We start from the raw sequence: 13,495 nt of genomic DNA on the forward strand, positions 1-13,495 counted from the left end.
AACTATATTGGAAAATATCTAAAAATGGGGATTACTTGATACTTAAAAAAAAAGATTAAAGTCGGTAGTCAGTCTTTTACGGAATAATCAGTTCTATCTACTATCAACCCACTATCTAACCAATGAAGCGTATTTAAAACAAATTGAACATTTTGAGGGGCTGTAGGAGAATTGAAACCTACTTTAATCTCGTCCTGAACTATTTGAGCGGTAAACATAGCCGCTTCGGTAAAAAAGGCCACTTTCCCCTTTCCGTATTTCATTATTGCTCCCATTACTACTTTTTCCGTGGGCTTTACAACTGTACTTTCATCAAATTGCCAGGCCACATCCGGAATTAAAAGGCGGTGGGTTGTCGGAAACTTAGCAATAACTATTGCGTCTGAAGGTGCCATTAAGGCTGAACCCGTAAATGCTGCTATGGAATCAATACCTTTAGTAATAGGTGTTTCAAATAGATTAGCTGCTTTCTTAGAATACGTTTCAGGAGGCCAACTGCTTCTTCCCGATTTCATAACGAAGCCGTCTTCATATGAAAATCCGAACTTTTTAGCCAGTTCATTTGCCGCTCCAGCAAACGGCATATGGTCTGCGATCACAAGCAAACTACCGCCATTTTCCACCCAAGATTCCAGCATATCTATTTCATTTTCAGAAAACGCATTAGCAATGGGACGGCTCCAATTACCGACATTAGTACTGTGCAAGGCATTGGAGATCACAAAGATATTCAAAGGATCAAGTGACTGTTTAGTGATTTCCTCTATGGAAATGGGATTATAACCGTCTGCGCACATCAATTTAGCAAAAGGGGCGAAATTGGTTTTAAGCTGGTGCAGATTATGATGTGAGGCATCAATTCCGATCAAAGCAGTCTTATCTACACCATATTTAGGGTTTTCAATAGAAATGGGGAAATCCATGTCTGGCTGCTGCTGAGCGTAGAGCTTAAAATTGAGAGCGAGAAAAATTAATAATAGATATTTCATCAATTTCTATTTACAATGGATCAAGAACAAAATATAAATCTACTCCGATCTTCCCTGAAAACTAATTAATATTTTTAACATATTTGCCCCAAAAAGCCTCACTCCAGCTTTTTCCTTGGTCCGTAGAGATTTCCCAAATTTGGAAAACGCTTCCGTCTTTTTGCGGGACCCACTTTATTTGATCAATTTTCCCATTTAGCTCTTCAGATTGCATAATCATTTGTCCATCTTCAACATTACCATTAAGCAACAAAGCGTTTCCAGAATTGGAGATCCAACTTTGATGCCACATTCCGGTCTTGTTATTATAAAAATTATAGCTTGTTCCTGCTCCTCCCCTCTTGGAATTCCAGTTTTCTTGAATTCCGCAAGCATTTTGGATAATATGAATGATATTTGTCCCGATGTGATCGCCATTTTTATTATATACTTCCCAATTGCCTAACCAAAAATCGAAAGCCCGATGGTTTTCAGATTCACAATCTTGATTTTGAAATTCTTCCGAAGCTAAATTTGTATAGTTCTCGACTGTTTCATTTTTCACATTCTCTCGAAATTCATTAGGTTTTAAGTCATTCAAAAAATCACCATCAGGATTTTCACCGAGCCAATCATTAAAATGTTTTTCAATTTCATCTAACTGGCTTTTATTTGCATATCGAGTTTCTAATATAATGTCATATTCTTGACTTTTAGACTTCATCATTCTAAAACCCGAGATAACCCCTTTACCCAAAGCATATCTACGAAATTCAGCCCAGTTATTCTCGTAAAAATGAAAGGCTTCTTTTTCCTTTCCATTCAAAATCTTGACATAATCTAATACCGATAGGGCATTTGAATTCTCAATAGGTAATGGTAATTTCAGAATTACCGGAAGATTGCCATCCTCATTTTTAATAACTCCATTCTCATTTAAACCCCAAAAACTTGTAGCTACATATATCAAATGATTCTTTTGCACAAAGCCTAAAGTGGGCTCTCCCATTGCAGGATGATTCTTTTCTAAATAATCAAAACCCTCTATTTCAACTCTGTCTGTACTCAGTTGCAATAAAATGACTCGATGTGGTGTCACGCCATTTTGAATCGCTAGGAGGTTTCCTTGGTGAGCATAAAGACCATCAATTCCTTTCAAAGACAAATCAGGTAGGGATTTCATTTTCTGAATTCTTTTAGTAGCTGAATCGAAAACGAATAGTCCTTGACTATAGTCAGCTAAAAACACTTTACTACCAATCTGCACTACCCCTTGAAGCGACAAGATATATTCTGAACTAATCCAGCTTTCCAGTTTATCATCTTTAAGTCTGTAAACTGTATTGGTTTTGCTGTCGGAAACCAATAATTGGTCATTTTCGGTTAAAATCACGTCTCCAAAAATATGATTTTTATCATCTTCAACTGAAATACTATCCAACAACTTTCCACTTCTCAAATCAGCTTTATACAGCTTAGATTGCTCAAAATGAGCTGAGCTTTCGCTTAAGCCAGCTTGTGTAAATCCTGCTCCTGTAAACCAAAGTAAACTGTCCTGAACCACCATTCCTGTGATGGCATAGGAGAAATTATTTTTAAAAAATGTTACTAAATCCCCATCTTTATAGGAGTAAATATTGCGCTTATTGATACTACTTAGAAGATAACTATTTTGGTATGGATTGTAGGCAACGTCTTCAATGTGGAGATTTGAGATAGGGATCACGAAGGCAGAATCAGAGGAAATAATAGGTTCCATCATTTCTTTTTGATAGGCTAAAAGCTCTCCATATGCTTGTGTGCTTTCTAATTTCTTGAAATCCACTCTTTGAGGATCATAATTTTCAGCATCTGTATTGATTACATATCTTAACCAATAATTAGCATTATCGATTGAATCATTAAGTGCATACGCCATCGCCAAATAATAATTGATGGTTTGATGTTCTGGCCGCAGATCATGAGCTTTTTTGATCTGGGAGAGCATTTCTGGATAATTCCCTTCCCTGTAAGTTCGTGAAGCATCCTGAAAGTACGATTGATAAGTTTGTGCCTGAAGTGAAAAGCAGATGAAGCTGAAACATATAAATAAAGAAGAGCAAGTTCGCATAAATTTCATTTTTCAAAAAGTTGCATCATTAATTACACACAATATAAACCTAATTTAGGTGAAATGTATTGGGCACACCAATTAAGAGCCGCTTAAAAACAACCATCACAATAAATGCTTTGCATATAATTATTAAAAAGGTGATTATCGTCAAATAGTTTTTCAGCCTGTGATCGATAATAGTCGTCAAAATATTTGATTAACTTCAAGTCAAACTTAAACTAATGTGTCGATGAAGAGTATTTCAAGTTTCCTCATTACTTTATTGCTTAGTATATCCTTGGGGTTTTCCCAAAACCACTACGGCAAAAACGGAATGGTATCTAGTGCATCTACCTATGCTTCTCAAGCTGGTATAGAAATTCTAAAAGATGGAGGCAATGCGGTGGACGCCTCTGTTGCTACTGCATTTACGTTAGCAGTTACATGGCCGTTTGCAGGAAATTTGGGCGGTGGTGGATTTATGGTCATTCATACAGGGGAAGGAAATGTCACCACTTTTGATTTTAGGGAAAAAGCACCATTGGCCTCCACCAAAGATATGTTCTTAGATGAAAAAGGGAATCTGAAATCCGGTAGCAATCATTATTCTGCTCTTGCAATTGGAGTACCAGGAACTGTAGCTGGTTTATATGATGCCCATCAAAAGTATGGTAAAATACCTTGGGAAAAGCTGTTAGAACGTGCCATTCAGTTAGCAGAATACGGCTTTCCGTTACCCAAATCTTTGGCAAACGATTTCCTATATTTTGCAAAAAATCTTGACCAATTTCCAGAAATGCAAAGTTTTATTGAGAGAGATGGACAAGTTGTCGAGTTTGGAGAGTACTGGAAGCAACCTGCTTTGGCGGAGACTTTAAAAAAGATTCAAAAAGAAGGTAAAACAGCCTTTTATGAAGGAGAAGTAGCAGAAACCATGGTCGAATATATCCAATCGCAGGATGGTATTGTCACTTTAGAGGACTTAAAGCAATATGAGGCGATCGAACGTGCCCCTATTCATTCTATCTTTAAGAATTATGAATTGTACGGGATGCCTTTACCAAGCTCTGGAGGTGTGGCTGTCACTCAAATGATGAATATGTGGGAGCATTTAGAAGAAACACCTACAATGGGTTCAGTTCAATACTATCATACTTTAGCCGAGATCATGCGCAAAGCATTCAAAGATCGGGCACAATATTTGGGTGATGCAGATTTCATTGATATACCGGAATTGGAAAAATTACTTTCCGAAGATTATGCTGGTGAACTATTGAAAGAAGTAGATTTTGAGCAAGCTGGTAAAAGCGACAGTAATGATCTTCAATTGATTTCCGAAGGACAAGAAACCACCCACTTATCGGTCATGGATCAAAATGGGATGGCAGTTTCTTTAACTACTACCTTAGAGCAAGGCTATGGGGTAAAAATGCAATCTCCTAAACTAGGCTTTTTATTCAATAATGAAATGGGAGATTTCAATGCCGTTCCTGAAAAAACTACTAATAGTGGACAGATTGGAACTCCAGCTAATATTATAGCACCGGGAAAAAGGATGTTATCCAGTATGAGTCCATTTATTGTAATGAAAAATGATATACCATTTTTAGTAATTGGCAGTCCTGGTGGTAGAACAATTATCAACACTGTTTTTCAAACCATTCTTGCCACCACAGTTTATGATTTCCCCATGGCTGAAGCCATAGAAGCAGCTAAAATTCATCACCAATGGCTGCCTGACCAAATTACTTATGAGAAATACAAAATGTCTCCTGAAGCACTTGATGCTTTAGAATCAATGGGGCATGAACTTCAAATGCGCACTTTCTTAGGTAGATTAATGGGAATAAAATTTAATGCTGAAACGGGCTATATGGAGGGAGCGGCTGATAGCAATAGTCCCGATGGCGGAGTTGCTTCTTATTAATTCAAGGATTTTTGTTCCACTTTGATCATACTCCAAAAAATTTTATCTACCGGATGCACATAAGGATCTGACATCACATAACCAATTTCATATAGTTCTACGGCTTTTTGCAATTCGATTTTTGCCTTTTTTAGATTGTTTTCTGCTTTGAAGACCTTAGACATGTAAAAATGATTTTCTGCCAAATCATTATAGTCTTGCTGCTTTTTAAAATTTAATTTAGCATTGGATAAATCTCCATTTTCTAAATACAGGACGCCCAAATGGATATAATCGTAAATCCCAATCACATATCCTTCAGCCTGTAATTGAGTTTCTATGAGGTCGATTGCCTTTTGCTTCCTACCAAGTGCTTTGTAGCAAAGTGCACGGACTACTTGTAAATGATAATTACCATTAGCTGAATGCCCAATATCTGCATTAGAAATTCTCAGTAATTCTTCAATATCTATAATTGTTCCACCGTAATCACGGAAGAATTGATATCTGCAGGAAGCCCTATAGCCTAAATTTCCAAGAGGATCATATTTTACCGCTAAATCAATTAGTCTTTTCCATTCAATAAAATCACCACTTTTTAAGTACGCAACTGATTTCGCTCTATAAGGATAAGCAAAAGTAGGGTCTATCTTTATAGCCTTATCCATAGCGATTTGATATTCTTTACTGAATTGATAGTGACCCTTGGCATTTTCAGTTTGCAAGCAAGCTTCATATTTCAATGTATCCCCTTCATTTAAAAAGTAATTGCAGTTAGGCTGAGTAAAGGAATTATAACTGAAGGCTAAAAAGAAGAAAGATAAATATAACTTCATAGATTTTTGGGCTAGGTTAAGGCATTATTTCAATAATATTACCTCTATCAATTTTAAAAATAAGGTATTGGTAATAATCCCAGGGCGTATTGTTCATCTCCTCCATTTCGATAGGAAGCCAACCGTCCATTTTCTTGCTCAAACTGAGAATTTGATCAGTGATTGATTTATCAAAAGCCATGGGTTGATAATCTTGTCCCATACCCTTCAAACGGAACCTTCCAGTCTCTCCTTTGCAATTTACGATAAATCTAATGCGCAGGAAGCCAATCTGCTTAGATTCAGTTGGTTTATAGTTTTCTAGGAAATACTTATCAATGGCGGGCTTTTCACCTTTATATTGTACACCTTTGCTGAAATTGAAATATTGCCGAACGTTATTATCTGTATAGCATAATTTAAAATCAGGATTATCAATTTCTTCATCAAATTGGATATCTCCAACCCAACGTAAATAGGGTTCTTTTTCAATATCCTTAATTTCATTACAAGAAAACATACCTATTGAAAGGCAAAGAAAGCTCATTAATATTTTATTCAAAATAATAAATTAAGGTTGATAGTTTATTGATTTTTGGCTGGTCTATTTAAGATTAATCCTCGCAGGATACATCTTGTAAATCTTCATTCCAGCAATGGAAATCCGTATCATTAAAGTGATTTTCGCTTTTCACCCGACCAAATTTCAGCTCACTGTTCCAATAGATTTCTATCAAATCATTCGTTTGAGTATTGGAAATTTCCACTGAGCGATTCAAATCACTATTGTCATCTCTACTGTAATTGATATAACTACCTAGTAATTCACCTTCTTTTTCTATAGTGAAATCAGCGTTTGCAACAGTTCTGTCTTCATTTCTAGACCATTCAGTGCTGATCCAAGCTGAAGGATTCTGTGGACTTTCGTAGAGTGTCCAACTTCCGCTATTACCATCGACATTAGATTGACCTTCAAACCAAACAAAATCATCTACATTGTTAGAGTTGGAAGAAATATAGCCTTTCCAATCCACATTTCCGTCCACAACATCAGCAGTTAAACGAATGGAAAAATCATTGGCGTTGGCCGAAAAATTACTTTCCCAAGTCCAAAGTCCGGCATCAGTGTCAAAAAACGGATCTTGACTGATAGTAGCCTTGAAAGCGGTAACTGGAACAGCCAAACCACCTGTTAGTAAAGCAGAATATACACTAACATTAATTGCTGAGTAAAACCAGTTTTCAATTGTTTGATTCCTTTGGTTTCCTTCCGTTTGGAAATCATCAAAGTTTGGTGCCATGCTGTATTCAGGCGGCATGACAGGTTGTGGATCTTGGTCATTTTCATTGTTAGAATCACAAGACCATAAAATTACTGTTAGACTCAAAAATAGACTCAATAACTTTTTCATAATTACATAAATTTTATTCTGTACTATACTAAGATACACTATTCTTTGTAAAAGTTGGAATCTTGCATTCTAAACGTTACAAAAGTTTTTAAATTTTATGAGATTTAAGATTTATCGAATTCGCTAAAACTTTCATTCCTTCTAACAGTTAACTAAGTATGTCTTCAAAACGCCATTTTACTAGTTTTACCTTCGTTAATTTGATTTTTTCTCCGTTTTTGAAGCATTATTTATTAGTTTAAAGTTTCTATGCAAAATTATTTCAATCGCTACCAAGAAATCAGGAAAACAACAGAGGGCATCTGCGAACCTCTTCAAATAGAGGATTACGTTGCACAGCCAACCGAGGATGTAAGCCCTCCAAAATGGCATCTAGCTCATACTACTTGGTTTTTCGAGACTTTTTTATTGAAGAAATTTTCAAAAGAATATAAAGAATTTCATCCTCAGTTCGCCTTCCTTTTCAATAGCTATTATGTGAGTGCAGGGGAAAGGATGTTGCGACCCAATCGCGGTAATATGACCCGACCAACCGTAAAAGAAATCTATCAGTACAGGAAATATGTAGATATTGCCGTTGGGGAATTGCTTTCTCAAATCATTACGGATGAAATGAAAAACATTCTAGAGATTGGCTTCAACCATGAACAGCAACATCAGGAATTATTATTTTATGACATCAAATATATTCTAGGTCACAACCCTCTATTCCCTGTTTATGACAAAGGCTTTGAGGAATATTTCACTGAAGATTGGGAACAAGATTGGGTGCAAATCAATAAAGGAAACTATAAAATAGGCTTTGAAGGCAAGGGTTTTTCATTTGATAATGAGCATAATTATCATGAAGTACATTTGGAAGGGGCGAAAATCAGTAATCGACTTGTAACAAATGGAGAATATACCGAATTCATAGCAGCAAAAGGCTATGAAAATCATTCCTACTGGCACTCAGATGCCCGAGCTTGGTTAGAAGAAACGGGGATTTTATCTCCTTTATATTGGCATAAAATAGAAGGAAAATGGCATTATTACACTTTGGCAGGTTTAAAGCCAATCGATGAATCAGCTCCTCTAATGCATATCAGTTTTTATGAAGCTTATGCATTTGCAGAATGGAAAGGACTGCGGCTACCTACAGAAATTGAATGGGAAACAGCATCTAACTTATTTGACTGGGGTAAACGGTGGGAACATACAGCCAGCGCATATCTTCCATACCCTGGCTATAAAAAACCAGAAGGTGCCATAGGCGAGTACAATGGAAAATTTATGGTTAACCAAATGGTAATGCGCGGTTCTTCTCGAGCCACCTCAATCAATCACTCACGTAAAACATACAGAAACTTTTTTCATCCGCATTTGCAATGGCATTTCAGTGGGATCAGATTAGCAAAAGATTTATGACAACAACCGAAAAAATTAATTTCTCTGTAGGAGATGCAGTAAAAGAAGGTCTCACACAAAAAGAAAAATCACTTCCTAGTTGGCTTTTTTATGACGCTGAAGGAGATCGTTTATTTCAGGAAATAATGAATATGCCAGAATATTATCTCACTAATTGTGAGTACGATATTTTTCAGAAATATAAGGATGAAATTCTTTCCATAATTTCAACTGATGCTGATGGATTTAATTTGATTGAATTTGGCGCGGGAGATGGTTTGAAAACAGAAATTCTATTGAAACATTTTGTAGCGGAGAAAGCAAATTTCAATTATAAGCCAGTCGACATTTCTCAAAATGTACTTAATCTATTGCAGGAAAGAATGCAAAAGTCTATTCCAGATCTGGATATTAAACCTATTAATAAGGAATACTTTTCTGCTTTGGATGCATTAAATGCTGAAAGAAAAAATCCAATGGTAGTTCTTTTTATGGGTGGAAATATTGGGAATTTTGAACTACCCGCTGCACAATCTTTTGTAAATCACATATCAAGTAAGCTTAGAAAAGGCGACCGAATTATCATGGGTTTTGACATGAAAAAAGACCCGGAAATGATCAGAAATGCCTACAATGATAAACAGGGTATTACTCGCCTGTTTAATATGAATTTATTAAAAAGACTAAATAGTGAATTGGATGCCAATTTTAATTTAGAGGAATTTAAGCATTATCCATCTTATGACCCGCAAACTGGTACCACGAAAAGTTTCTTAATTTCGCAGAAAGAGCAGGAGGTCAACTTAAAATTCATTAATACCACTGTCCATTTTAAAGCTTGGGAACTTATTCATGTGGAAGTATCCCAAAAATTTGATGAGGATATGATTGAAACCTTAGCCACAAGAGCAGGATTGAAAGTTGAAAAATATTTTTACGATGAAAAGAAATATTTTGCGGATGTCATCATGAGGAAATAAAGATCAGGTGTTTTGTACTACATTTCTTAGCCTTTTATCTGAAAGTTGAAACCCTTAGGCCTACTTTGAAGGTCGTAGCGAGCCACTAAGACTAGGAGGTAACACAGAACAAAATTTTCGCTTTAGCGAAAATACCTTTGTTTTCTTTCGACTCTTTTGTGGTTAAATCCCAGCCATCAGCTGTCCTTATTCATATTTTCTATGTGGTTTGGCGCCTTTGCGCTTAATTTCAGTCTTAGGTTGTCACTTTTTCTGCATTTAAATAGAGTATATATTAAATACCATACTTTGTATTTAATTAGCGATGACTATCCTCATCCTCTAAAATACTTAGATAACTCTCGTAACGGCTTGGTGCTATTTTTCCCACTTCCATGGCTTCACGGAAAGCACAGCCTGGCTCATGGGTGTGAGTACAATTATTAAATTTGCAATCACCAATATATTGCCTCATTTCAGGAAAGTAATGACTAAGCTCTTCATTGCCAATATCCCATAAGCCCAATTCCTTAATGCCTGGGGTATCAATCACGAAAGTTCCTGCCCATGCCTCAAACATTTCGGCAAAAGTAGTGGTATGCACTCCTTTTCCAACTGATTCGGACACCTCCCCTATTCTTTGTTCTATATATGGTGAAATTAAGTTCAGCAAGGTAGATTTCCCTACTCCTGAATGACCTGCAAGAAGTGAGGTTTTTCCTTCTAAAGAGGCTTTAAATTCTTCTATCCCTACATTCTCTTCAGCCGATACCAATAAAACTTTATATCCCAATTCCTGATAATCGAATTTAAGTGCTTCATAATATTCTAAGCCCTCTTCATCCAATAAATCTGCTTTATTAAATACCAATACTGCAGGAATTCGAAACGACTCGCAACTCACTAAAAAACGGTCAATAAATCCTAAACTCGTTCTGGGAAAGGCCAAAGTGACTACCAGAACTGCTTGGTCAAGATTGGCCGCCAATCGGTGGCTATGCTTCTTTTTTCGAGTAGATTTCCTGATTATATAATTTTCTCTTGGTAAAACATCTTTGATAATAGCTTCCTTATCATTTTCAGGCGCAATATTCACCCAATCTCCTACCGCCACAGGGTTAGTCACTTTCTCATCATCCAAGCGAAGTTTACCCCTCAATCGGCACTCATAGAATTTACCGTCAGCAAAAACTGTGTACCAACTTCCAGTCGATTTAAAAACTCTTCCTTTAATCATGATAACTCCATTTTGTGGATGATAGGCCCTATATGTTTCATTATCTTCTCAGTAGCTCCGAAATTCTTATTAACATATTCCAATGCTCTTTGAGAGGATTCCTCTAATTTAATCTCCTCTGATTTTATTAGGGACAAAAAATCCTGTGAATCTGCCACTTTAAAAGCTGCTTTAGCCTTTATTAAATCCACTGCTTCTTGAAATTTACTGTAATTTTTGTTTCCAAAAAAAATAGGTAAGCCAAAGCAAGCAGCTTCCAACGTATTATGCAATCCGTCCCCAAATGCTCCTCCAATGAATGCTATTTTCCCATATTGATAGAGGGATGACAGCATGCCTATATTATCAATCAGAATAACTCTTGTTTCTGATTTATTAGCAGACTCTATTTCACTTAAACGACAAGTAGAAATTGCCAATATCTCTTCATGTACTCTCAAATTACTCTCACTAATATCATGTGGAGCAATAATGGCTTTCCACTCCGGGTTTTGATGTAAAAATGGTGCAATTACTTCAATGTCAGACTCCCAGGTACTTCCTCCAATTAAAATAGGATGGTCGTTAGAGAATTCAACAAACATTTCCTCAGGCCTAACATTATCCGTAATAGACTTCACCCTATCAAAACGTGTGTCTCCACTAACCGTCACATTATGAATGTGAATCCCTTTCAGTAGTGCCGCTACAGTTTTGTTTTGGACAAAAAGATGATCAAAATATGTTAATATATTTCTATGGAAACTTCCATACAATTTAAAGAACCGTTGATTAGAACGGAAAATAGCTGAAATGGAATATACCCAGCAATCTGATTCTGACAATGCTTTTAAATGATAGTGCCAGAATTCATATTTTATAATGAATGCCATCTTAGGATTTGTAATATTGACGAACTGCCTGGCATTTGCAGCAGTATCCAAAGGCATGTAACAAATGTAATCTGCCAACTCATAGTTCTTTCGAACCTCATAACCAGAGGGTGAAAAAAAAGTCAACAAGATAAAGAAGTTTGGATGATCTTTCTTAAATGCTTCCATGACAGGTCTACCTTGCTCAAATTCACCTAAGGACGCACAGTGGAACCAAACTATTGGCTGCTCAACCGACTTAAACCTTTGCTCCAAATCAGAAAATAAATCTTTACGACCCTCTACAAACTTCTTGGATTTCTTACTAATGACTGCATGAAGTTTTACCCCCAGACTTAAAAACAATATACCCAACCGATAAAAAAATTCACCCATGAGGTAAAATTAAGGGTAAATATTCTCTAAAAAGAACCATTTAAAAATATTAATGTAATTTCATCACCCCTTTCTCCTCACAAAAATAGCAACAAGGGCAGAAGTTAGGGCACCCATGATTAAAGCTCCAACTACACTTTGTAATAAATAACTATTCAAATTGAAATAATCTTTTGCTTCTTCTTGTGTCATCTGTCCTTGCTCGATCGCGTAAGCTTTTAGGTTCTCAAAATATTCAGGTGTGATTAATTCATGCGTAACCAATTGACTAAATGGTGTCAATATCACAACCACGGCCGTAATGATCATACCTGAAACAAACCCTTGCTTCCAAGTCATTACATTATTGAAATGCTTTTTACGTTTTTCTAACAATGCTAACACGTATACAATAATAGAAGGAATCGCTACAAAATTGGTATAAGTAGCATGATCTGCTATATTTTCATCATGCCACCCCATAGCCTTTTCAAAAAACATCCAGAGAAGCATCATAATCACAAATATTAATCCCCATTTAATTTCAATCAGGTACTTTTTCATGTCTTATTTTCTTTTGTTGACTTACTAAATATACTCCAAAAAATATCATCATTGCAAATAATGTCTTTTCCCAGCGAAAAACTTCTTGACCAATTAGAATAGTAATAAGCGTAGCAAATACAGGTTGTAAATAAATATAATATCCCACAATGGTAGAATTAACATGCTTCAAAGCCATGGCATTCAAAAGATAAGCCAAAAACGTAGTTCCAATTATTACATAAATGATACTATACCAAATTCCTGTTGGGAACGTCTGAAATTCCACATCGATGATTGGCACAATTCCAAAGGGCACAATCATGATCGTCCCGAAGAGGAACACCCATTTAATCACCGTAATGGGTTCATATCTGTGCATGAGTGGCTTCACCATTACCAAATAAATTCCATAAAAAGTAGCATTAAGGAAAATAAAAATGTCTCCTAAAAACGCATCGTTATCTATACTCACTTCTTTATTTAGTACTAGCAAAATTACTCCTAGTGCACCAATCAAAATACCGATCACTTTGCGCCAGGTAATCTTCTCGTTCAGCAGCCAAAAGGAAATTGCCAAGACTATGATCGGATTGGCTGTCATGATGATACTCGCATTCACAGGACTGGTCAGACTTAGTCCATTGAAGAAAATAAGCTGATTTCCCATCACCCCAAAAACTGCACACTTAGCAAATAACCAGTAATCTTTTTTTCTGATGACTTTTTCTGAAGAGGTGAGAGCATGATAAATCCAAAAAAGAACAGTGGCCACCGTTGCTCTCAACAATATAAAAGCATTGGGACTCATATAATTAGGCATCACTCCTTTTGCGATAACATAATTCGCTCCATAGATCAAGCCTACAAGTGCCAGTGCTCCGTGAATTTGCCAGGTCTTATTCATTTGGCAAAAGTAAGGGATTATGCGGATATTGCAGATTATAAAGT

Annotated in this window: 12 protein-coding genes; 3 read left to right on the forward strand and 9 right to left on the reverse strand. The window is 36.2% G+C overall.

All coding sequences use genetic code 11. The annotated features are described in order from the left end of the window. Positions 1 to 68: 68 nt before the first annotated feature. Both Q3Y49_RS01335 and Q3Y49_RS01340 read right to left on the reverse strand, forming a co-directional pair. Positions 69 to 989 (reverse strand): hypothetical protein, encoded by a 921-nt coding sequence (locus Q3Y49_RS01335; RefSeq protein WP_303270413.1) that lies wholly within the window; start codon positions 987 to 989, stop codon positions 69 to 71. 61 nt (positions 990 to 1,050) lie between these two features. Beyond that, positions 1,051 to 3,078, reverse strand: coding sequence for a hypothetical protein (locus tag Q3Y49_RS01340; protein ID WP_303270414.1), 2,028 nt, complete (start codon positions 3,076 to 3,078; stop codon positions 1,051 to 1,053). Between the two features lie 232 nt (positions 3,079 to 3,310). Between Q3Y49_RS01340 and ggt the strand changes: the two genes are divergently transcribed. Continuing rightward, positions 3,311 to 4,987, forward strand: coding sequence for a gamma-glutamyltransferase (gene ggt, locus Q3Y49_RS01345; protein WP_303270415.1), 1,677 nt, complete (start codon positions 3,311 to 3,313; stop codon positions 4,985 to 4,987). On the opposite strand, the gene Q3Y49_RS01350 is transcribed toward ggt, so the two are convergent. From Q3Y49_RS01350 to Q3Y49_RS01360, 3 genes are read right to left on the reverse strand one after another with little or no spacing between them, the layout of a single operon-like run. Next, complete coding sequence (locus tag Q3Y49_RS01350) at positions 4,984 to 5,802, reverse strand: tetratricopeptide repeat protein (RefSeq protein WP_303270416.1); 819 nt, start codon at positions 5,800 to 5,802, stop codon at positions 4,984 to 4,986. The two genes, ggt and Q3Y49_RS01350, sit on opposite strands and share 4 nt — an antisense overlap. A 16-nt stretch (positions 5,803 to 5,818) precedes the next feature. Next, the gene (locus Q3Y49_RS01355; protein WP_303270417.1) at positions 5,819 to 6,343 is read right to left on the reverse strand and encodes a hypothetical protein; all 525 of its coding nucleotides are present in this window, start codon (positions 6,341 to 6,343) and stop codon (positions 5,819 to 5,821) included. A 52-nt stretch (positions 6,344 to 6,395) separates the two neighbouring features. Then, positions 6,396 to 7,193 (reverse strand): hypothetical protein, encoded by a 798-nt coding sequence (locus tag Q3Y49_RS01360; protein WP_303270418.1) that lies wholly within the window; start codon positions 7,191 to 7,193, stop codon positions 6,396 to 6,398. Between the two features lie 249 nt (positions 7,194 to 7,442). Here Q3Y49_RS01360 and egtB point away from each other — a divergent pair, with 249 nt between their 5' ends. Then, positions 7,443 to 8,600 carry an ergothioneine biosynthesis protein EgtB gene (gene egtB, locus Q3Y49_RS01365; RefSeq protein WP_303270419.1) on the forward strand — a complete coding sequence of 386 codons (1,158 nt, stop codon included), beginning with the start codon at positions 7,443 to 7,445 and terminating at the stop codon, positions 8,598 to 8,600. After that, positions 8,597 to 9,559 (forward strand): L-histidine N(alpha)-methyltransferase, encoded by a 963-nt coding sequence (locus Q3Y49_RS01370; RefSeq protein WP_303270420.1) that lies wholly within the window; start codon positions 8,597 to 8,599, stop codon positions 9,557 to 9,559. The genes egtB and Q3Y49_RS01370 overlap by 4 nt, the downstream gene beginning before the upstream one ends. 298 nt (positions 9,560 to 9,857) lie before the next feature. Here Q3Y49_RS01370 and rsgA read toward each other — a convergent pair whose 3' ends face one another. The 4 genes from rsgA to Q3Y49_RS01390 all read right to left on the reverse strand — a co-directional run bounded on the left by rsgA (position 9,858) and on the right by Q3Y49_RS01390 (position 13,451). Then, positions 9,858 to 10,775 (reverse strand): ribosome small subunit-dependent GTPase A, encoded by a 918-nt coding sequence (rsgA, locus tag Q3Y49_RS01375; protein WP_303270421.1) that lies wholly within the window; start codon positions 10,773 to 10,775, stop codon positions 9,858 to 9,860. Continuing rightward, positions 10,772 to 12,022, reverse strand: a complete 1,251-nt coding sequence (locus Q3Y49_RS01380; protein ID WP_303270422.1) for a 3-deoxy-D-manno-octulosonic acid transferase — start codon at positions 12,020 to 12,022, stop codon at positions 10,772 to 10,774. The genes rsgA and Q3Y49_RS01380 overlap by 4 nt, the downstream gene beginning before the upstream one ends. 63 nt (positions 12,023 to 12,085) lie before the next feature. Further along, positions 12,086 to 12,565: a DUF4199 domain-containing protein gene (locus Q3Y49_RS01385; RefSeq protein WP_303270423.1), complete on the reverse strand. Its 480-nt coding sequence runs from the start codon at positions 12,563 to 12,565 to the stop codon at positions 12,086 to 12,088. Then, positions 12,546 to 13,451, reverse strand: a complete 906-nt coding sequence (locus Q3Y49_RS01390; protein ID WP_303270424.1) for a DMT family transporter — start codon at positions 13,449 to 13,451, stop codon at positions 12,546 to 12,548. The genes Q3Y49_RS01385 and Q3Y49_RS01390 overlap by 20 nt, the downstream gene beginning before the upstream one ends. Positions 13,452 to 13,495: the final 44 nt, after the last annotated feature.

The sequence above is a fragment of the Marivirga harenae genome, from assembly GCF_030534335.1.
Lineage (GTDB): Bacteria > Bacteroidota > Bacteroidia > Cytophagales > Cyclobacteriaceae > Marivirga > Marivirga harenae.

Excerpts from the sequence above, each read along its gene's own strand:
- Q3Y49_RS01335 (WP_303270413.1), bottom strand. The coding sequence starts at position 989 with ATGAAATATCTATTATTAATTTTTCTCGCTCTCAATTTTAAGCTCTAC.
- Q3Y49_RS01340 (WP_303270414.1), bottom strand. The coding sequence starts at position 3,078 with ATGCGAACTTGCTCTTCTTTATTTATATGTTTCAGCTTCATCTGCTTT.
- ggt (WP_303270415.1), top strand. The coding sequence starts at position 3,311 with ATGAAGAGTATTTCAAGTTTCCTCATTACTTTATTGCTTAGTATATCC.
- Q3Y49_RS01350 (WP_303270416.1), bottom strand. The coding sequence starts at position 5,802 with ATGAAGTTATATTTATCTTTCTTCTTTTTAGCCTTCAGTTATAATTCC.
- Q3Y49_RS01360 (WP_303270418.1), bottom strand. The coding sequence starts at position 7,193 with ATGAAAAAGTTATTGAGTCTATTTTTGAGTCTAACAGTAATTTTATGG.
- egtB (WP_303270419.1), top strand. The coding sequence starts at position 7,443 with ATGCAAAATTATTTCAATCGCTACCAAGAAATCAGGAAAACAACAGAG.
- Q3Y49_RS01370 (WP_303270420.1), top strand. The coding sequence starts at position 8,597 with ATGACAACAACCGAAAAAATTAATTTCTCTGTAGGAGATGCAGTAAAA.
- rsgA (WP_303270421.1), bottom strand. The coding sequence starts at position 10,775 with ATGATTAAAGGAAGAGTTTTTAAATCGACTGGAAGTTGGTACACAGTT.
- Q3Y49_RS01380 (WP_303270422.1), bottom strand. The coding sequence starts at position 12,022 with ATGGGTGAATTTTTTTATCGGTTGGGTATATTGTTTTTAAGTCTGGGG.
- Q3Y49_RS01385 (WP_303270423.1), bottom strand. The coding sequence starts at position 12,565 with ATGAAAAAGTACCTGATTGAAATTAAATGGGGATTAATATTTGTGATT.
- Q3Y49_RS01390 (WP_303270424.1), bottom strand. The coding sequence starts at position 13,451 with ATGAATAAGACCTGGCAAATTCACGGAGCACTGGCACTTGTAGGCTTG.